20 protein-coding genes and 1 pseudogene are annotated in these 19,546 nt (G+C 55.8%); 17 read left to right on the top strand and 4 right to left on the bottom strand.

All coding sequences use genetic code 11. The annotated features are described in order from the left end of the window. Positions 1–9 precede the first annotated feature (9 nt). Positions 10–630 (bottom strand): TetR/AcrR family transcriptional regulator, encoded by a 621-nt coding sequence (locus tag INT39_RS12900; protein WP_193074328.1) that lies wholly within the window; start codon positions 628–630, stop codon positions 10–12. Between the two features lie 133 nt (positions 631–763). On the opposite strand from INT39_RS12900, the gene INT39_RS12895 reads away from it, so the two are divergent. The 7 genes from INT39_RS12895 to INT39_RS22550 all read left to right on the top strand — a co-directional run bounded on the left by INT39_RS12895 (position 764) and on the right by INT39_RS22550 (position 7,715). Next, positions 764–2,185, top strand: a complete 1,422-nt coding sequence (locus tag INT39_RS12895) for a carotenoid oxygenase family protein (RefSeq protein WP_193074327.1) — start codon at positions 764–766, stop codon at positions 2,183–2,185. Between the two features lie 839 nt (positions 2,186–3,024). Further along, positions 3,025–4,239: a hypothetical protein gene (locus INT39_RS12890; protein ID WP_193074326.1), complete on the top strand. Its 1,215-nt coding sequence runs from the start codon at positions 3,025–3,027 to the stop codon at positions 4,237–4,239. Further along, positions 4,236–4,688: a three component ABC system middle component gene (locus INT39_RS12885; protein ID WP_193074325.1), complete on the top strand. Its 453-nt coding sequence runs from the start codon at positions 4,236–4,238 to the stop codon at positions 4,686–4,688. The genes INT39_RS12890 and INT39_RS12885 overlap by 4 nt, the downstream gene beginning before the upstream one ends. Continuing rightward, positions 4,685–6,541 carry a DUF3732 domain-containing protein gene (locus INT39_RS12880; protein WP_319021354.1) on the top strand — a complete coding sequence of 619 codons (1,857 nt, stop codon included), beginning with the start codon at positions 4,685–4,687 and terminating at the stop codon, positions 6,539–6,541. Before INT39_RS12885 ends, INT39_RS12880 begins: the two co-directional genes overlap by 4 nt. A 187-nt stretch (positions 6,542–6,728) precedes the next feature. After that, positions 6,729–6,947, top strand: a complete 219-nt coding sequence (locus INT39_RS12875; protein WP_193074324.1) for a hypothetical protein — start codon at positions 6,729–6,731, stop codon at positions 6,945–6,947. Between the two features lie 307 nt (positions 6,948–7,254). After that, a complete protein-coding gene (locus INT39_RS22555) occupies positions 7,255–7,458 on the top strand; it encodes an SDR family NAD(P)-dependent oxidoreductase (protein ID WP_319021359.1) in 204 nt (67 codons plus the stop codon). After that, on the top strand, positions 7,446–7,715 hold the full coding sequence (locus INT39_RS22550; RefSeq protein ID WP_319021358.1) for a hypothetical protein: 270 nt from the start codon (positions 7,446–7,448) through the stop codon (positions 7,713–7,715). The genes INT39_RS22555 and INT39_RS22550 overlap by 13 nt, the downstream gene beginning before the upstream one ends. A gap of 278 nt (positions 7,716–7,993) precedes the next feature. Here INT39_RS22550 and INT39_RS12865 read toward each other — a convergent pair. After that, positions 7,994–8,152, bottom strand: a pseudogene (locus INT39_RS12865) (transposase domain-containing protein); the annotation flags it as partial. Then, positions 8,088–8,321 carry a transposase gene (locus INT39_RS12860; protein ID WP_193074323.1) on the bottom strand — a complete coding sequence of 78 codons (234 nt, stop codon included), beginning with the start codon at positions 8,319–8,321 and terminating at the stop codon, positions 8,088–8,090. The pseudogene INT39_RS12865 and the gene INT39_RS12860, both read right to left, overlap by 65 nt. 226 nt (positions 8,322–8,547) lie before the next feature. Between INT39_RS12860 and INT39_RS12855 the strand changes: the two genes are divergently transcribed. The 3 genes from INT39_RS12855 to INT39_RS12845 all read left to right on the top strand — a co-directional run bounded on the left by INT39_RS12855 (position 8,548) and on the right by INT39_RS12845 (position 11,175). Beyond that, positions 8,548–9,369, top strand: a complete 822-nt coding sequence (locus tag INT39_RS12855; RefSeq protein WP_193074322.1) for an alpha/beta fold hydrolase — start codon at positions 8,548–8,550, stop codon at positions 9,367–9,369. Between the two features lie 171 nt (positions 9,370–9,540). Beyond that, positions 9,541–10,194, top strand: a complete 654-nt coding sequence (locus tag INT39_RS12850; RefSeq protein ID WP_193074321.1) for a hydrolase — start codon at positions 9,541–9,543, stop codon at positions 10,192–10,194. 93 nt (positions 10,195–10,287) lie between these two features. Beyond that, positions 10,288–11,175 carry a pirin family protein gene (locus INT39_RS12845; RefSeq protein WP_193074320.1) on the top strand — a complete coding sequence of 296 codons (888 nt, stop codon included), beginning with the start codon at positions 10,288–10,290 and terminating at the stop codon, positions 11,173–11,175. Between the two features lie 6 nt (positions 11,176–11,181). Here the strand turns inward: INT39_RS12845 and INT39_RS12840 are convergent, their stop codons facing one another. Next, positions 11,182–12,126 (bottom strand): LysR family transcriptional regulator, encoded by a 945-nt coding sequence (locus tag INT39_RS12840; protein WP_193074319.1) that lies wholly within the window; start codon positions 12,124–12,126, stop codon positions 11,182–11,184. Positions 12,127–12,318: 192 nt separating this feature from the next. Between INT39_RS12840 and INT39_RS12835 the strand changes: the two genes are divergently transcribed. The 7 genes from INT39_RS12835 (at position 12,319) to INT39_RS12805 (ending at position 19,544) form a co-directional block, all read left to right on the top strand. Further along, complete coding sequence (locus INT39_RS12835) at positions 12,319–12,720, top strand: RidA family protein (protein WP_193074318.1); 402 nt, start codon at positions 12,319–12,321, stop codon at positions 12,718–12,720. A gap of 401 nt (positions 12,721–13,121) precedes the next feature. Then, a complete protein-coding gene (locus INT39_RS12830) occupies positions 13,122–14,144 on the top strand; it encodes an NAD(P)-dependent oxidoreductase (RefSeq protein ID WP_193074317.1) in 1,023 nt (340 codons plus the stop codon). Positions 14,145–14,216: 72 nt separating this feature from the next. Continuing rightward, positions 14,217–15,599 carry an alginate export family protein gene (locus INT39_RS12825; protein ID WP_193074316.1) on the top strand — a complete coding sequence of 461 codons (1,383 nt, stop codon included), beginning with the start codon at positions 14,217–14,219 and terminating at the stop codon, positions 15,597–15,599. Between the two features lie 133 nt (positions 15,600–15,732). Further along, positions 15,733–16,419: a hydrolase gene (locus INT39_RS12820; protein ID WP_193074315.1), complete on the top strand. Its 687-nt coding sequence runs from the start codon at positions 15,733–15,735 to the stop codon at positions 16,417–16,419. A gap of 46 nt (positions 16,420–16,465) precedes the next feature. Next, the gene (locus tag INT39_RS12815) at positions 16,466–17,041 is read left to right on the top strand and encodes an antibiotic biosynthesis monooxygenase (RefSeq protein ID WP_193074314.1); all 576 of its coding nucleotides are present in this window, start codon (positions 16,466–16,468) and stop codon (positions 17,039–17,041) included. Positions 17,042–17,178: 137 nt separating this feature from the next. After that, the gene (locus INT39_RS12810) at positions 17,179–19,017 is read left to right on the top strand and encodes an amidohydrolase (protein ID WP_193074313.1); all 1,839 of its coding nucleotides are present in this window, start codon (positions 17,179–17,181) and stop codon (positions 19,015–19,017) included. Between the two features lie 104 nt (positions 19,018–19,121). Next, positions 19,122–19,544, top strand: a complete 423-nt coding sequence (locus INT39_RS12805) for a DoxX family protein (protein ID WP_193074312.1) — start codon at positions 19,122–19,124, stop codon at positions 19,542–19,544. The last annotated feature ends 2 nt before the right edge of the window (positions 19,545–19,546 follow it).

Here is a 19,546-nt window from a genome sequence, read left to right as displayed (position 1 = left end):
TGAGGTTGATTACCTCCCTGGGCCGCTCTTGAGTCGAGAGTGGCCCAGCCTGTCAGGCTTACTTCGCTCTTCAACCTGCAGATGCCCAAGCACGGATTCAATCAGCGCTACAAGCTGGTCCTGCTTTAGCAACTCCTGTGGCAGCAACCGGTCGATCAGCAGTTGGGACAACCCATGGACCAGGGCCCAGGCAGCGAGTGTGCCGCTTTGCTCCTCATCGGTAGCCGCTGTCTGGCTCTGCAGCAGTCCGAAAGCGGCGCTGGCTGCATCAGCCAGGAGCTCGGGCTTTTTCCGGTCCAGCTCGGGACTGAACATCAGCTTGTAAAGTGATGGGTTGCTAGTGGCAAAGCCGACATAGGCCTGGCCCATCCCCATGAGAGTGCCATCCTGACCCTCTTCGGCGCGCAGGCGCCTGGCCAGCTCGTTAAAGCCTTCCGCCGCCACTGCCATCAACAACTCCTCCCGGTTGGCGAAATGCCGGTAGGGCGCGGCATGGGAAACGCCGACGCGACGCGCCAACTCGCGCAAACTCACGGCACTTGCGCCGTTCTGTTCAAGGGCTTCCCGGGCTGCGTCCAATAGCGCCCCGCGCAGGTCGCCATGATGGTAATCGGATACTTTGGTTTTCAATGTTGACAGTGCCTACTTTCGGGTCCAATGTTTATGGTGTCTACATTAGCGGAGACGGCCATGATTTTCTTCCTCTCGTTACTCGTTCTCACTGACATCCCGCGCCTGACACCCTTGCATAGGAGCCACCATCATGGCTAATACCGGAAGTGCACTTGGATTCACTACCCTAGATCAGGAATTGACGGAAATCGAACTGCACAGGCACGGTCAGATACCCGAGTGGCTTGAGGGTGACTTGCTGCGCACCGGACCGGCACAGTTTGAGGTGGGCAAAGTGCCTTATCGGCACTGGTTTGACGGCCTTGCGATGCTGTACCGGTTCCACTTTCAGGGAGGCCGCGTGGTCTATTCCAATCGCTATCTGCAAAGCGATGCCTACTTGCAGGCAAAGGCCACCGGTGCACCCCACAGTTCCGAGTTCGCCACTAACCCGCGGCCGACCTTGCTGCAGCGATTGCGGCTCGTCGCGCGAGCGGGTACAGGCGCCAACGCCAACGTCAATACCAGCCGGATCGGCACCCAGACAGTGGCATTAACGGAAACGCCCCATCCAGTGGCCTTCGACCCGGTCAGCCTGGCAACCCTCGACAGCCACACGCTGCCACCATCACTACCGGGGCAGATCACCACAGCCCATCCGCACTTTGATGCACGGCGCCAATGCCAGTACAACTACCTGCTGGAGTTCGGGCGGGTAAGCAAATACCGTCTTTACCGGATAGATACCGGGTCAACAGAAGCCCAACATGTGGCCACGGTCATCACGCAACGCCCGGCCTACATGCACTCGTTTGGCATGAGTGAGCGTTACCTGGTGCTGACCGAGTTCCCGCTGGTCACCAACCCCCTGCGCTTTCTGCTCAGGAACCGGCCATTTATCCAGAATTACCGCTGGGAGCCAGAGCGGGGCACCCTGTTTCACGTGATCGACAAGGACACCGGCCAGATCCTGAAAACCGCCCGGGCAGAACCTTTCTTTGCATTTCACCACGTCAATGCCTTCGAGCAGGACGGCAAGCTCTGCGTAGACATCATCGCCTTCCCCGACGCTTCGGTGATCGACGAGCTGTATCTGAAGCACCTCAGGTCCGAGGCACCCACCAAGGCCGCAGGAAAATTAATCCGTTTCACCATCGACCTGGATAGCGACGCTGCGGTGATGTCACGAACATTGGCGAATGCGGTAGTGGAACTACCCCGCTTTGATTACCGACGCCGCGCAGGACAGCATTACCGCTACGTGTACGCAGCGGGGACCAGCCCCAATGCGGCATTCATCGATAAGTTGATCCGCATTGACCTGGAGGCAGGAAAGGAGACAGCCTGGAGTGAGGCGGACTGCTACCCAGGCGAGCCGGTATTCGTACCCAGGCCTGAAGGCGAGGACGAAGACGACGGCGTGGTCCTCGCCGTGGTGCTGGATGCCAGGGCTGGTCGATCCTTTCTTATCGTTCTGGACGCAGCGAGTTGGACTGAGCAGGCAAGGTTTGAGCTGCCACACCCTGTGCCGTTTGGTTTTCATGGTAACTTTTTTGTAGCCAGGAACTGCTGAAAACAGAGGACAGATGTATTTCCGGTGATCAATGGCTGTTCATTCACCACCCGGCGATACCCGGATATATTTTCGGGCGGTCTTGGTCATTGATGCCCGGCTGTTTTCGGCCCAGGCTGTGTAAAAACTCCCTCTGTAATCTCTGCCGGCGAAAGTGGGCGACTGACATTGAAATCTGAGCCAATGCCGATGCCGAACTGGTCAATATTTCGTGTGGCAGCGCGTCGATCGGTCGTTTCTCGCATCTGTGCAGGCGAACCGAGACGGCACCGACTTTTTCGACAGAATCGGCCAAAAGAAGACGTTTGGCGTCGGCGGAATAGGCGCTTGTTTTAATGCCAGGAGTGCTGATGACATTGCATAGTCACAGCTGTTTTCGCACTGCCTAGAGTACCCTATCGGCGGAAATGTACCTTAGTGAGATGGCACCTTACGGCTTCGCCAGCGATACCTTTTATCCGCAGGATGCTTACATTTCAGCGGCAGGCGAGCGACGGACTGTCGTAGCATGCTGGGTCTGCGCCGGGAAGGATGTCCTTGCGCTCTGCATTGAGCCCAACGATAGCGAGTTCAGAATGGGCATTGCACCGACTTCTTGGCGTTTTGGGGATGATAGTACCTCCGGCTGAAACTGCTAGGAAGGGAGAGCTCCCGCGTGCGTCGGGGTTAAGGGGACGTGCTAACTCTGTGTGACAGCGGGGATTTTGCGAGTTATCTTTAGACTGGTGTCGATATCATGGCTATATGCTATGGTCTCATGCGAGTGGATCTGCCGCGAACGACTGTTCCGCACGGCAGAGTGGTATGGGGACTGGATTTCAGCGTGGAACGAAAATGACATGAATCATTCAGACAAGATAGCAGCGGACAAAACTTCGCTTGGTTTTGAATTTCAAGATTTCGTTTACATCGAAAAGCTTATCGAGCTCAAACCTGGACAAACATTGGGACTTGAACTCCACGACGACATCCATGTAGAAACTGCCGCAGACGACGCATCCATCAAAGATCTTCTGCTCATCCAAGTCAAGCATTCTGTCGACCTAGGGAACATCACGGACCGAGACATTGACCTTTGGAAGACCATCCACAACTGGCTCAAGCTCGTCCCAGGCCTGCCGCATTACCGAACAGTTACATTCCAGTTGTATACCAACAAGAATCTCAACAACCAAACGTTTGTGAGCTTGCTGAAGGCCGCACGCCAGAACATTCAAGCGATCCTCGATTACATAAGAAAGACCGATCAAGCAATTTCCGTAGCGGAATCAAAAAAGAAACCTGATGAGTCGCCCAACCCGCTTGCAAAATATGTGAAATCAGTTTCGCAAGCAAGCGACAAAGAGCTAGAGTTTATATTCAAACGATTTGAGTTTCACTCTGATAACTCCTCCATCATCACAAGAATATCTTCCGCACTGAGGCAGCTTTCGATCCCGACATCACGCTTAGAGGACACTAGAAAACACGTGATCGGCGCATTCAAGGAGTCGAAATTCTCAAGAATCATCAAGAGCGAAAAAGTCGTCATCACGTTCAACGATTTCCGCAACGAGATGGGCTTTGACAGGATCATCAGATCCGCCCGAGCCGAACCCGCCGATTTCGATCGGTTTGTGGATATCTACTACAGCTATCAACGTCCCGATACACTGTCCTTTAATAATAGTAAGTTTCATGATCAACTCAAAGATATTGGCATCAGCGATGAAGAAATTGTTGATCGCGGAGTGGAAATGATGCTGGCGGAGCAGTTTATAGAATCGCTCCGGGAGGCTGGTTCGTTCAGTGCGAGCGAAAATTCAAGATTAGAAAACAAGGCTGTATCCGACTGGAAGCTGCTACACAACCAATCGCACAGAAGTACAAAAGAAGATGATGAGGCGGCGCATCAGCAGACATCACAGGCCTGCTACGATCAAACAATGCGCAATTCTTTGAAGACCGGTGATATAGAGCTACCTAGCAATTTGAGCTGCGGTAAATACATTAAACTCTCCAACCTTCCTCGCATCGGGTGGCGCAAGAACTGGCAGAGCAGGTTTGAAAAATGAATCGCTTGTCCCAAAATGAATTGATCGGCACGGTCGCCATTCAAAGCGCACTGGAAAACTCAACAGGACGCCGCTTATCCCTAGCCAAGGCGATGTTGGTTCTGCCCTTACTTTTTGACAGGGCCGTGCGTTTGGTTCTGAAAAGAAAAAACAGCGTCGTGTTGAGCAGCAAAGATCTCCTGATTTCCAACCCAGCTGTATTTATCACAGTGCGCGCAAGATACGAGGACCTAACCATCACTTCCTTGAACACCATACTTCTCGCGCAGGAGTTGGGTATGGCGGCACTGGAAGATGATTGCTTGGTGCTCAAGAAGCAGATATTCCTTCAGGATAACTTCGAGATTGGTAAAATCGCATCAGATATCTTGGCATCCGGCCCCAAGCTTGGCCTGATCCTCAGCGAAGCCACCGCGGATCTCTATCAAACATTCAGGATTGAATTGTGAGCCAAATTCAGATTTCAAGTGTTGTCCTTTGGCAGAAGAATGGCATCACGCGGACTCTTGACTTTTTGCACAATCGCGTGAATGTCATCACGGGCGACTCCGGGAAAGGAAAGTCATCGATTCTGTACATTATCGACTACTGTCTGTTGGCAAGCGAGACCACTGGCATATCGAAAACGAATATCGACTCCAAGGTAGACTGGTACGGGGTTAAAATTTCCGTCAACGGCAAGGAGCTTGTCATCGCACGTCCTTCTGAGAGTAACGGGCCGACGGATCGGGCGTATTTCAGCGAGAACGGCATTATCCCGCCTGTGCCCGTACTAAATATGCGGATCGACAATATCAAGAGAGTTCTGAGCAGCGCATTTGGTATCGACACCGAATTGAGGGTTCCATACGGTGGCAGATACATAAAGGCTGGTTCAAAGGTCTCCTTTCGGAATTTCCTCGCGTATAGCTACCAAGACCAGAACACCATCGTTGCGTCGGACCACCTTTACGTTCGTCCGACCGAGGGTCGTTATCAAGAAGCCATAGAGCGCACGTTCCGAATGGCTATCGGGGCCGAGAATGTAGACACCGCACTGTCACGAAATCGCCTCGCCGAGCTGGAACGCAAACAAGCCATTCAGGCAAGGAAAAATGATTCATATGCCAGGTCTGCAAATGCTTTTGCCGAGGAGGTAGAGGCGCTGTCCAGGGAGGCCCATTCCCTCGGCGTGATCGAACGTATTCCCGAATCGTCTGAAGACAGGATCGCAGTACTTTACGAATTGGTCCACGCGCCAACAGCTCCAAACGATCACAAACGGGAAATCGAGCGGATCGAGAGTGAAATTTTTAGTCTGACCGCAAAAAATCGCCAGTTGCTTGCGTTCATCGACAGCAAACCTGTTTACGTCAGCGCGTTGAAAGAAGCCGAGGCCTCGCTCAAGCCTGTCAACGTATTCAACTCGCAGGCTAAAGACATATTCCCTTCCCAACTCGCCAACGAAGTCATCGCCCGCCTACAGCAAGAGCTCTTGGACATCAAATCTTCATTACGTAGCCGTAAAAGCTTTCCGTTTCTGGACGAAGTCAGAAGTACTCATGCACAGAACGAAAATAAAATCCAGGCACTCAGAAAGGACTTGTCCACTATTGAGATACAGAAGTCGATTCGATACAACCCCAACGATTACTATCGCTATCTCGGCCGTCTGGAAGCGAAACTCGACATTTACCGTCAAGATGAGGGCCGACTAGTTCAGGCGGTGCAAGACGGCCTTGAAGATTCCATTGCCGACTTGCAACGAATCGTGGATCAAAACGAGGAGAAAAGCGTTTTAGCGAAGCAGGAACTGAATCGCTTGGTCAACAAGCGATTGGTGAAACTACCTCTGAAAGGGTACAACAATTTTTCTGCTTTCTTTAGTGAAAAAGAGAAATTGATCCACCTGCATTCTCCCGATTTAGCAACAGTAGAAAAGATGCCGGACGTGGGAAGTGCGTCGAACTATCTCTATCTCCATGCTTCTTATTTCCTTGCAATACACGAGATCGCCAAGACAAGGCTAATCCCGTGGGTTCCCTCTTTCCTGGTGCTCGACCAAGTCAGTACCCCCTACTTCTCGAGCGACGGTAAGCCCAACGATGATATCCGCAGCCTAGACAAAGTTTTGACGGAGTTAAACCAGTTCGTCATCGACATGGACGAACACGGCGGATTCCAGATCATCTTGCTAGAACACATCGACAAGGAACACTGGACCTCGCTGAAGCTGGACCGGTTCCATCTTGTAGACAAAGAGTTACGCGACGGCTATGGTCTTATTCTTGAGACTCCAGGCGATGAAGCCCCTGCGGAGTGAAGGCAATAGTCCTCACAAGGCGTTTCGATATCTTGTGTCCTTGCCGGCTCTTCGAGGTTCGTGCTTGGCGTACTGAAGGGAGCGTGCTGAGTTGGATAGCTAGATTGTGTTGAAAAAGCACTGGGTTTTTGGATGAATGCTAAATTACCTCCAATCATCGTATTAGCGATTCGTCAGGATGAAAGTTATGGACTTCGTTGTTGGCGGGGTGACCTGCCGAGTAGCAGCGCGAAGTAACGATGCAAGCAGCATTCCTAAAACCACCGAAAGCCTTGGCTGTCTTCATCTCCAGTTATCTTCCAATAGCCGTTTTTGGCCGATTCTGTTGAAAAAAACGGTGCCGTCTCGGTTCGCCTGCACAGATGCGAGAAAACAACCGATCGACGCGCTGCTACACGAAATCTGAGCAGTCCGGCAACGGCGTTGGCGGCGATTGGTTTAGTTGCGCAAGACGGGATGCCTGGACGGATACCGAGATCGCACATCTTTTGGGGTGCATCGAGCCACGCTATACCGTGCTTTGCCTCAATAGATAGATAGAGCGGACATTCGTTAAATGTCTCCCGTCATCCAAGCCGTGCTGCGATGCCGCCCATCGCTAAATTTGAACCAAGGCATAAGCGCTTGGCTCAACGGTAATCCCGAAGACAGTCCATTTTTGAGGCTTACGAATGTGGCGGAGCACCTCTCTATGCTGAAAGCAAAACGTTGTTATTGTTGGAGCATCAAGCGGGTTTGGCCGAGGCTCGGCGCTTAAACTGGGCGAACTCGGGGTTAATGTCGTCCTCGCCGCACGTCGCGAGGCTGCGCTCAATGGGCTCGTGGCGCAAATCGAAACTGCGGGTGGCTGCGCAATGGCGTCCCCTTGGCATATCAAGCGTCCTATGCCGCGTCAAAGGCTGCTGTGCTCAGCCTAAGTCGTAGTCTCAACGAGGAGTTGCGTTTGAGCGGTAGTGAACAAATCAAGGTCGCGGCCATTATGCCCTGGGCTGTAGACACTCCTTGGTGGTTGCACGCAGCGAATTACAGTGGTCACGTACCACGCATGACCGCCATGGATGATCCGGAGTTGGTCGTTCAAGCTATCGTTCATGCTTGTGTCAATCCTAAGGAAGAGACGCCGGTTGGCTGGAATGCCAACGCGTCAAACCTGTCGCGCCATAATCTTTCCTGACCTGACTGAGCGTCTTTCAGGCGATATTGCTGCCCATGAAGTACATAAAGCACAGCCTACTCCTGCAAAGACTGGTGCAATCTATGCTCCTATGACCGGTACCGAGAAGGTAGACGGGGGGCCGCGAAAGTATGAAAACTGAGGGTTGAAGATAGAGCCCAATGGCCTAGGCCCCGAATCGGGGCACCGCACCTAACCAATTGCCCTGTCTGATTGTTGCTTTGCCCAGTTCAAATGATTGTTTCTAATAAGCGCACGCCGAACTCACCTTGCGTGATTCAGGTGGGTACCCATTGATGCGGCAGTTGGCCTATCTCACTCGCCCGCTGCGTCGGCAGCCTCGTAAGCACATCCTTCAAGTAGGCGTACGGATCATGCCCATTCATCCGCGCCGATTGGATCAGGCTCACGATCGCCGCCGCCCGTTTGCCGCTGCGCCGGCAACGCCGCAGGTGGCTGATCTCGGTGAAGCGGTAACCACTTGCGAATGACGTTGGCGTTGATGCCATGGCTGATGGCAACGCTGGAGGCGGTCGCGCTGGGTTGAAGGTGCTCCTGAACGACTTGGGCCTTGAACGGTTTGGGGTAAGAGCTTCGTTGGCGCATGGAAATCCTGATGTTAAGGACGATCAGCATTCGCTGAAAAGTACGCGGACACCATCGCCCTTAATGCTGGAGTTCGGAAGGTGACTTGGCTGGACGCTTACGGTGAGCAGCCTTACCAATTCAGCTAACCAACCCCATATTCATCCCAACGCGACATCCTTGTTCTATCATCACTCTGGTTACCCGCTATACCGTCCTTGAGGCATCCACCTGCAGGAGCCATATCATGACTACCTTCACCACCAGCGATAACATCACTCTTTTCTACAAGGATTGGGGCTCAGGCCAGCCGATCTTTTTCTCCCACGGTTGGCCGCTGTCATCTGATGCCTGGGATAACCAGATGTTGTTCTTCGGTCAGCAGGGCTATCGGGTCATTGCCCATGATCGCCGGGGCCATGGCCGGTCGGAGCAGAACTGGGATGGTAATAACATGGATCGCTATGCTGATGATCTTGCGGAGCTGTTTGAGCATCTGGATCTTCGTAACGTCATCATGATCGGCCATTCAACCGGGGGCGGGGAGGTGGTGCATTACATCGGCCGCCATGGGTCTGCGCGGGTGGCTAAGGCAGTACTGGTCGGCGCGGTGCCGCCTTTGATGCTGAAAACCGAGAGCAATCCTGAAGGCACCCCGATAGAAGCCTTTGACGACATTCGTATGGGTGTTGCATCGAACCGCTCGCAGTTCTTCCGGGATCTGACCGTGCCGTTTTTTGGGTTCAATCGGGAAGGGGCGGCAGTCAATGAAGGTCTAAAGGAGGCCTTCTGGCTGCAGGGTATGCAGGGCGGTATCAAGGCACACTTTGATTGTATCCATGAGTTCTCCGCAGTCGATTACACCACTGACCTGCAAGCCATCGACAAGCCTGTACTGTTCATTCATGGCGACGATGATCAGATCGTCCCGCTGGCTGCTTCTGCTGAGCTGGCTGTAAGGATCGTTAAAGACGCTATCCTGAAAATCTATCCGGGCGGTTCCCATGGGCTGGCGCAAGTGAACGCTGATGAGTTCAACACGGACGTGCTGGCGTTCATTCGCGGCTGATCACACACTCATCCAAACCTCAGGCAACCATCCAATAACCAGCGGCGGCGCTTTGCGAGAGTGTGGGGGCATTTCAAGAGATCCAGACTGGTCGAAGATGAGGCAGCGTCGCCACTGGCGCGCAGCCATCGGAAACCAGGTTCGCTCACAACGACATTAGAGGATAGCCCCATGACTTTCCGTAACGGCCTTGCTTCGCTTCTTCGTCCCGAAGACTCGGTACTCGTACTTATCGATCACCAGCCGTTCCAGCTGGCGAACTTGAACAGCCACGAGCCAATGATGGTGATCAACAACTCGGCAGGCCTGGCGAAGGCAGCCAAGGCGTTCAATGTACCCACCATTCTGACGAGCGTGCTGGCTGCTCAGGGCGGCGTGATCTTCCCGCAGATCACCGACGTGTTCCCTGACCAGGAGGTGATCGACCGGACGCTCATCAATACCTGGGAGGACCCGAAGGTGGTGGACGTGGTCAAGGCGACAGGCCGAAAGCAGCTGATCATCGCCGGGCTGTGGACCGAGATCTGCGTCGCCATGCCAGCTATCCAGGCTGCTGGAGAAGGTTGGGACGTGACGGTGGTGACCGATGCGTCTGGCGCCGTCTCTGTCGAGGCCCACGAGGTTGCCGTTCAGCGCATGATTGGGGCCGGAGTGAACATGATGACCTGGTTGGCTGTGGCGGCCGAGTGGCAGCGTGATTGGGCCCGAACCGACACCCTAGAAGGGATGGTCGATGTTATGAAGCAGCACAGCGGCGGTAGCGGTATCGCCTTCCTGTGGGAGACACAGCTGCTTAATACGCCGGTGCCTGACAAGACACGATAATCTGTCAGCGGCCCCGATAAGGTTTGAGGCCAGGGAGGGCCCTTTTGTCCGGGTCGGGACTGTTGATGGCAAAGTTCGATCAGGAGAAACAAAATGATAAAAAAGATCATTGAGCAGCGACGTCGCAGCCTTGGTGGCGGCCTGGAAGTGGGCCGCGTACTGCCGTTTGCAAAGCAGCGCATGGTGGGGCCGTTCATCTTCTTCGATCATATGGGGCCGCTTGATCTCCCGTCTGGTATGGATGCGAGTGTCGACATTCGCCCGCATCCGCACATAGGCCTGTCAACCGTGACTTATTTGTTTTCTGGAAATGTGATGCATCGCGACAGCCTTGGCTACGAACAGGCGATCAGGCCGCAGGAAGTCAACTGGATGACCGCCGGACGGGGCATCACTCATAGCGAGCGGTTCGAGCACGCCCGGGTGCATGGCGATCACCTGCATGGCATTCAGGCCTGGGTGGCACTGCCTACCGAACAGGAGGAGATCGCCCCGTCGTTCTCCCATCATGCAGGGCTCGATTTGCCGCAATGGAATGATGCTGGCGTGGCCGGACAGCTTATCGCCGGCAGTGCCTATGGTTTGACTGCAGGCACCGAAACGCACTCACCGCTGTTCTACGCGCATCTCGACATGGCAGCAGGCGCCACCGCTGAGATACCGGGCGGATATGAAGAGCGCGCATTCTATATCGCGACCGGGGCGGTGGAGTTTGAGGGCGCGCGCTACGAGAGCGGCAGGATGCTGGTGCTCGGCGCAGCCGCTTCGCATGTACGTGCGCTGGAGCCCTCTCGAGTGATGGTCCTTGGCGGCGACGCCATCGGCGAGCGGTTCATTTACTGGAACTTCGTCTCCTCCTCCAAGGACAGGCTCGCGCAGGCAGCAGCGGATTGGCAGGCGGGAAGGATGAAGCTGCCGGATGCCGACGATGCGGAGTTCATCCCGTTACCGGACGAGCCGGCGTCATTTAGATTCAAGTAGATTACGCTAGGAGCCCGCACCGCCGCGTAAGGGAGGTCGGGATACAACCGGCGCGTGCTGCGCCATCAACTCAACGATCCAGTCGATGAACACACGCAGTTTCGCGCTGACATGCCGGTTCTGGGGAAATGCGACGTACATCGGCATCGGATCAAGCTGCCAATCAGTAAACAAAGGGATCAACTCACCCCGCACCACATGCGCCTGGGCCATGTAGCACGGCAGCCAGAGGGCGCCGATTCCTGCCAGGCCTGCCGCCAGATAGGCATTGCCATCGTCAACCACCAGAGCGGGCCGACCCTGCACGTCAATGCTTTCGCCGTCACGACGGATGGTGCTCGGGAATACGCGCCGGGTGCCCGACCATGATAAGCCCACGATACGGTGATGCGGCAATTCCAACTCGCTGGGGTGGTCGGGACGACCCGCCCGCGCGAGGTAGCTCGGTGCTGCGTACACCGCCAGCGGCAAATCCGCTGCATGCCGCGCCACCAGCGACTGGTTGGTGATCTCCCCTCCGCGTACGACGCAATCCACGTTCTCGTCAATCAAGTCCACGACACGATCACTGACACCAAGGTGCAGCTGAATGTCAGGGTGCCTGGCGTGAAAGGCCGGCAACGCCGGCACCAGGATCATGCTGGCAAACGGGCTGGGCACATCCACTCGCAGCCTGCCCCGGGGCGACGCCAGTGCGCTAGACAGACTGGTTTCGGCATCGTCCATATCGGCCAACAAGCGCAACACACGTTCATAATAAACCGCGCCGTCAGGGGTTACGTTGACCTTGCGTGTCGTGCGATTCAGCAACCTGACGCGCAGGCGCGCCTCCAGTTGTTGCACCAGTTGCGTCACGGTCGTCTTGCTCAGGTGCAGGGTTTCCGCCGCCTTGGTGAAACTGCCGGTTTCCACGACGCGGGCAAAGGCCTGCATGGCATCGAAACGGTCCATCTACGCTCCCCTGGCTCTCGCATTGTTTGGGTTTTATAAACAGTGTTGTCTGTGTTTGCCAGTTTATCAGCCAGACGCCCGTCATTAAGATTTCTCACATCCAATAATAAGTGGCACTGCATTGCGACAGTGCCATTGGCGAGTCGCAATGCTCAATCTAGTTGAAACGCTTAATTTCTTCGGAGAAACATAATGGAAAAGCCCGAATTCACCGTCACGCCCGGGTTCGGCGAGACGTTCCGCCAAACGCTGCATTTCTCGACCGCTGTCAAGATCGGAAACCGGGTGGAGACATCCGGTCAGGGTGGTTGGAACGATGCCCTGCAAATCCCGGAGGCCATCGAGGAGGAGATTACCGCCGCCTTCCGCAATATTGAGCTCGTTCTGGCGAAGGCCGGGGCGAGCTGGGATCACGTTATTCACGTCAATACATACCATGTCGGTGGCTTTCCGCCGATCGTCAACGACACCATCGTCAAGCTGTACCGCCAGTACATGCCCAACCATGCACCGGTCTGGACGCAGCTGGGGGTTGAAGCACTGGGACTTCCGGCGATGCGTTTCGAGATTCGCGTCACCGCAATCATTCAGTAAGCAACGACACGGGGGCCGGACTGGGCACACTTGTTCTGCATGACGGGTTCCCGGTTGCTTGTTCAGGACGGGGTGTACGACACCGTCCGATCACAGCCGCCATGGCTGTGGCGAGCCTGGATAAGGTTTCGCGCTGTCGCTAATCACACACTCATCCCAACCTCCGACAATCATCCAATAATGAACGGGGGGCGCTTTGCGATAGTGACATTGGCCTGCACTGGCAGTACATGCTCAACCATGTACCGGTCTGGACGCAGTCGGGGGTTGAAGCACTGGGACTTCCGACGATGCGTTTCGAGACTCGCATCACCGCAATCATCCAGTGAACAACGACACAGCGGGGCTGGACTGGGCACACCCGTTCAGCCGCGCTGTTACCTTTGCGAGGGCACTTAGCAATGATTTCAGAACCTATTCTCCTGATGGGTGGCACAGGCGCGATCGGACGCTTGAGCGCCCACGCACTTCGCGCTGTTTACCCCGACGTCCCATTGCTGATTGGTGGGCGTGATCTACTCAAGAGTTGTGAAGTGGCTGACGAGATCGGCCAGGCAGAGGGCGTGGTGATCGACCCGCGGGCTGAAGACCTTGGTCTCGGTGACCGTAAGGTCAGGGCTGTCGCGGTCTTTTACGCCGACGAACGATTGGCCGGCCTGCGCTTCGCGCAGGATCGTAGGTTGCCGCACCTGAGCATCTCTTCTGGAATTTATGAAATCGCCCCCGAAGTCGCGACCTATATGCACTCGCCCAGCGCTGCGGCGATGGTGCTGGGCTATGAATGGCTGGTTGGCGCTACCACCATCGGCGCGCTCGTGTGCGCCAAAGCGTATGCAAAGATTCATGAGATCACGATCGGGGCGCTTGTTGATGAGCAGGATGGCGGCGGGCCGGCCGTTGCCGAGGATTTTGAGCGGCTGAACCAGATGATGCCGGCGGCCCTCACTCGTCGCGACGGCAGTTATGTCTGGCGCAGTAACGACGATGCCAGAGCCGAATTCCATGCGATCGATGGCACCAGGATAGAAGCTGCTGGCTTCTCGTCTATCGATGTCGCGGGCCTGGCGGCAGCGACTGGGGCGTCGAATGTGCAGTTCAACATCGCAACGGGTATCAGTTCATCCCGGCGTCGCGGTGAGCCTAAATCGACGGAGATCATCATCGAGCTGGCAGGTGAGGACCATGATGGTCATCCGCTGCGCACTCGCCATGCGGTCTTTCACCCGGGCGGCGCAGCCCAGTTGACCGCACTGGGCGTCAGCATGATCCTCGAGCGACTGGCCGGGCTGGATGGCAATGCGCCGACCCCGGCGGGGTTGTATTTTCCTTTCCAGGTTATCGATCACGCCACTTATCTTTCCCGGTTGCAGGCGGAAGGCGGCAGCATCGTTCCGCTGGACGCTGAGAGGGCTGGACCGAACTGAGCGTTGGAATGACCAAAAAGAATGTGTGGCAGCACCTTAAAAGTCTCCTATGGATCACCAAAGTGAGAAACCATGATGATGAATCCGCGAGCGGGTACCTATACGGCGAGGTTACTAACGCCACTGGTAATGATAGTTGTAGCGTCCACAGCTGAGGCCGCTGATCCCGCATTTGAAACGTTCCGCTGGAACGAAGATTATCGCTATTTAGCTGAAAAGGCGCCGCGGAACACTTACGAAAGCCTGAAGTATCAGCCGTTTGAGATGGTTGGTCACGAAGGGCTCGTTTCGTTCGGGGGATCAGTGCGCAGTCGTATCAACGCCTATGACAATGATCGGTTTGGATTGCAGGGTGGGGCGGATGGCACGGTTTGGTTGCAGCGCTTCTATGGGCATGCGGATATCCATCTCGGTGACGGGTTTCGAGCCTTTGTCGAGTTGAGTGCAAACTATGCGGATGCGGGTGGTGACCTTGCACCCGGTCCCTTTGACAAGGATAGGGCTGCCGTGGGTCAGGCATTCTTCGACTGGCAAACCGGGGATTCCCGGTGGCGGATCGGTCGGCAGGAAATGGGACTGGGGTCGGCGCGGCTTATGGGTACCCGGGACGGATCCAATATCCGGCGCTCTTATGACGGGTTGCGTTGGGATGGCTCTTATGGTGGAGCGCTGTGGAAGGTGTTTTACCTCCAGGCAGTCGATGTGGAGGAAGGGGCATTCAACAACACCAGTCACGATGATGACTCCATTTGGGGGCTGTACAGTACCTGGGGGCTTGGCCGCGGCAGCGCTGATCTTTATTACCTTGGCCTGGATCGAAAAGACGCTGTGTATGCTCAAGGTGTGGAGGATGAAACTCGGCATTCGGTGGGGATGCGTCTCTACGGTATGCAAAATGGCTGGGATTGGGACTTTGAAGCCCTGTATCAGTTTGGTGATTTTGGCGATTCCGACATTCATGCCTGGACCGTGGCCAGCCTCGTTGGCTACCGATTTGCCGATGCGCGTTGGCAGCCGAGAATAGCCCTGAGTGCCAACGTTGCTAGTGGAGACAGTGATCCTGACGATGGACGGCTCCAAACCTTTAATCCGCTGTTTCCCAACCTGGCTTATTTCGAGGAGGCAGCGGTCTTTGCGCCTCAGAATTTTTACAACATTGAACCAGAGATCAGTTGGCGCCTGACTCCTCAACTCTCGCTGGCGCTGGACTGGAACTTTTTCTGGCGTCTTGAGAAACAGGACGCTGTCTATGTTCGTGGGTTGGCCCCTTTGCCAGGCACGGCGGCGTCCGGAAATTTTGTGGCACACACGCCATCGATCAGCCTGGATTACCAATGGGGCCGGCACCTGAAGATGGATCTGAGTGTCAGCCACTTTTTCGCCGAGGAGGTGATCAAGCAGGCAGGCGGAGGTGACGTGAACTTTTTCAAGACCCAGATTGAATGGAAGTTCTGATCCGTCATGGGTTAATGCCTTTACCGATCACACAATCATCCCAACGTCAGACAGTCATCCAATAGTACGCGGCAGTACTTTGCGACATTGAACGGACGCTTCACAAACCCCCTTACTTATAAAGGTGAGCATAATGCAGAACCCGAAGCTTGAAGTCCTGACCCCCAGCAACTCCCAGCTGATCTTCATCGACCAACAGCCACAAATGGCTTTCGGTGTGCAGAGCATTGATCGGCAGACCCTGAAGAACAATGTCGTAGGCCTGGCGAAGGCGGCGCGCATCTTTGGCGTGCCAACTGTGATCACCACGGTCGAAACCGAAAGCTTTTCGGGACATACCTACCCTGAGCTGCTGGAGGTATTTCCTGACTCGCCTATCCTTGAGCGCACCTCGATGAACTCCTGGGATGATCAGAAAGTGCGCGATGCGCTCAAGCGTAACGGGCGCAATAAAGTGATTGTCTCCGGGCTGTGGACAGAAGTCTGCAATAACACCTTCGCACTCTCGGCGATGCACGATGCCGGCTACGAAATCTACATGGTCGCTGACGCCTCTGGCGGCACCAGCCTGGCGGCCCACGATTACTCCATGCAGCGGATGATCCAGGCCGGTGTGGTGCCGGTCACCTGGCAACAGGTGTTGCTGGAGTGGCAGCGCGATTGGAAAAACCGCGATACCTACGACGAGGTGATGGCGGTGGCTAGAGAGCATTCCGGCGCCTACGGCATGGGTGTCGATTATGCCTACACCATGGTGCATAAGGCGGAAGAGCGGGTGAAGCACGGGCCCATGCTGGCGCCGGTTCACGCTGAGATCTAGACCGTTACGGGGCGGCACGTGCCGCCCTGATTCTGGAGTGCCCATCATGGTCCAACAGTTGCCCGAGATAGTGACGCTGGTCGTCCGCCACCGCGTGCGGCCCGCGCAGCTTACCGCTTATGAAGCCTGGCTACGCCGCACCATAGGTGTAGCCGATCAGTTCGAAGGTCACCTGGGTGTGAATGTGGCGCGTAGCCGAGACGCGGGTTTGACCAGCTTCACCATCGTCTTGCGTTTTCGTGGTCCCCAGCGATTGCAGGCATGGCTGGAATCCCATGAACGCAAACAATTGATCAACGAGGCGTTGCCGTTATTGGTTGAAGGGGACCAGACCGAAGTGACTGCGGTGAAGGACTTCTGGTTCATCCCCGCTGACTCAAATGCCCAGCCGCCACTCTGGAAACAGGCCTGCGTGACCTTTCTGGTGATCCTGCCGCTCAGTCTGTTGGTGCCCCTGGTCTGGCGCCCGTTATTTGCGGGCATCCCCTGGCTGGGTGGGTACGTTGCAAGCAACCTTGTTATCACTGCCAGCATCGTTGTGCTGGTGGTTTACCTCTTTATGCCCATGGTCACCGGCTGGTTCGCTGACTGGTTAACTGATGATGACGGAGCGGCGTCATGAAAGGCAAACCAACAGACCAGGGCAGGCGAGGGTTTATCGCCGCTGGATCACTGATCGGCGCTGCAGGCGCTCTGTGGTCGACGTTTCCGTTTGCAGCGGCTGCAGGCTCAACGTCCTCAACTATCACCGGAGGCAACATGACTGCTGACATTATTTTCTTCAATGGCGATCTGCACACAGTGGATCGAGAAAAACCGCGAGCCACAGCCGTGGCGATCAAGGATGGCAAGTTCGTTGCCGTTGGCAGTGATGCCGAGGCGATGGCGTTCCGCAGCGACGCAACTCAGATGGTTGATCTGCAGGGGCGCACGGTAATTCCAGGGTTGAACGACTCGCACCTCCATCTGATCCGTGGCGGCCTCAATTACAATCTTGAGTTGCGCTGGGAGGGCGTTCCTTCGCTGGCTGATGCGTTGCGTATGCTCAAGGTGCAGGCGGACCGTACACCGACGCCGCAGTGGGTGAGGGTGGTAGGCGGATGGAATGAATTCCAGTTTGCCGAACGGAGGATGCCGACGCTTGAGGAGCTTAACCAGGCTGCACCGGATACGCCGGTGTTTGTGCTGCATCTATACGACCGAGCGCTGTTGAATCGCGCCGCGTTACGGGTGGTTGGTTATACCCGCGATACGCCCAATCCCCCCGGCGGTGAAATTCAGCGCGACGCCAACGGCAACCCCACCGGGATGCTGATCGCGCGTCCGAATGCGATGATTCTCTATTCAACGCTGGCGAAGGGGCCGACGCTGCCTCTCGAGTATCAAGTCAATTCCACACGTCAGTTCATGCGGGAGTTGAACCGGCTGGGTGTGACCAGTGCCATTGATGCCGGTGGCGGCTTCCAGAATTACCCGGATGATTACGAGGTGGTGCGCGAGCTGGCAGAGAACGATCAGTTGACCGTGCGTATTGCCTACAACCTCTTTACCCAGAAGCCCAAGGAAGAGCTGACTGACTTCAAAAACTGGACCGGGCAAGTAAAACCCGGTGATGGCGACGATTTCTTCCGTCACAACGGTGCGGGTGAAATGCTGGTGTTTTCTGCGGCCGATTTTGAAGATTTTCTTGAGCCGCGTCCGGACCTTGCGCCGCAGATGGAGCAGGAGCTTGAACCCGTGGTGCGGCACCTGGTAGAACACCGCTGGCCGTTCCGCCTGCATGCTACCTATGACGAATCCATCTCGCGCATGCTGGATGTGTTTGAAAAGGTCAATCAGGACATCCCCTTCAACGGTTTGCCGTGGTTCTTCGATCACGCTGAAACCATTACCCCACGCAATATCGAGCGTGTGCGAGCGTTAGGCGGCGGCATCGCGATCCAGGATCGCATGGCATTCCAGGGCGAGTACTTTGTTGACCGCTATGGCAGCAAGGCCGCGGAGCAGACGCCGCCGATTCAACGGATGCTCGCCGAGGGCGTACCGGTAGGCGCGGGCACTGATGCCACGCGGGTATCCAGTTACAACCCCTGGACCTCGCTTTACTGGATGGTCAGCGGCAAGACGGTGGGAGGTATGGCGCTGTATCCCGAAGGCTTATCCCGTGCAGTCGCGCTGGAGCTCTTTACCCATGGCAGCGCCTGGTTTTCCTCAGAGCAAGGCAAAAAGGGGCAGTTGAAAGTTGGCCAGTTGGCCGACCTGATCGCCCTCAACGCGGACTTTTTCAATGTCGAGGAAGAACAAATAAAGTTGATGGAGTCGGTGCTGACCGTAGTCGGCGGCAAGGTTGTATATGCCACCGGAGAGTTCGGGCCGTTGTCTCCTGGTGAAATACCGGTGATGCCGGACTGGTCGCCCGTAGCGCTTGTACCCGGACACTGGAAGCCCAACGCTCCGCTGCAGGCAAGCGTTCATCATTGCTCGGGGCCTTGTGGGGTACATGCACATCAGCATGACCAGGTCAGGACATCTTCAGTACCGGTCAGCGATTACCAGGGTTTCTGGGGCGCTTTCGGATGTTCCTGTTTTGCGTTCTGATAGCGTGACATCGGCCCCCGCTGCCTCGGCCTGGAGCCCGCCGCGCCATCATAGGATAAACGCCAAAAGGGTCGCTTTGTCACCCGTATCGATGGAGAGGGCTGATGTCATTCAGTATTGAGGCGGGTGGCGCACTCTCGACCGTGATGCTGTTCCTTGCGCATCTGGGACTTTGTGCGGCTTATATCCAGGGCGGGCTGGTCAAGCTGACCGATTTCCCCGGCGCCGTCGTTGAGATGACCGACTTCCGCCTGACCCCGCCCGCCTTGTTCGCCGTTCTGGTGATAGCACTGGAACTGGGTGCCTCCGTGATGGTGTTGACGGGCTTCCTGCGCTGGCTGGGTGCGCTGGCACTGGCCGGATTCACGCTTTTGTCCACCCTGATCGCGCTGCGGTTCTGGGCGCAGCCGGCAGGCGAGGGCAGGCGCGCAGACGCGAATGCCTTTTTCGAACATCTCGGTCTCATCGGGGGATTGCTACTTGTCGCCTGGGTGGATCTTGCCCGGAACCCGTCCCTCGATCTGTGACG

The organism is Pseudomonas sp. FME51 (genome assembly GCF_014897305.1).
Note: the sequence above shows the minus strand (reverse complement) of the source record. Positions and strands in the feature narration are given on the sequence as shown.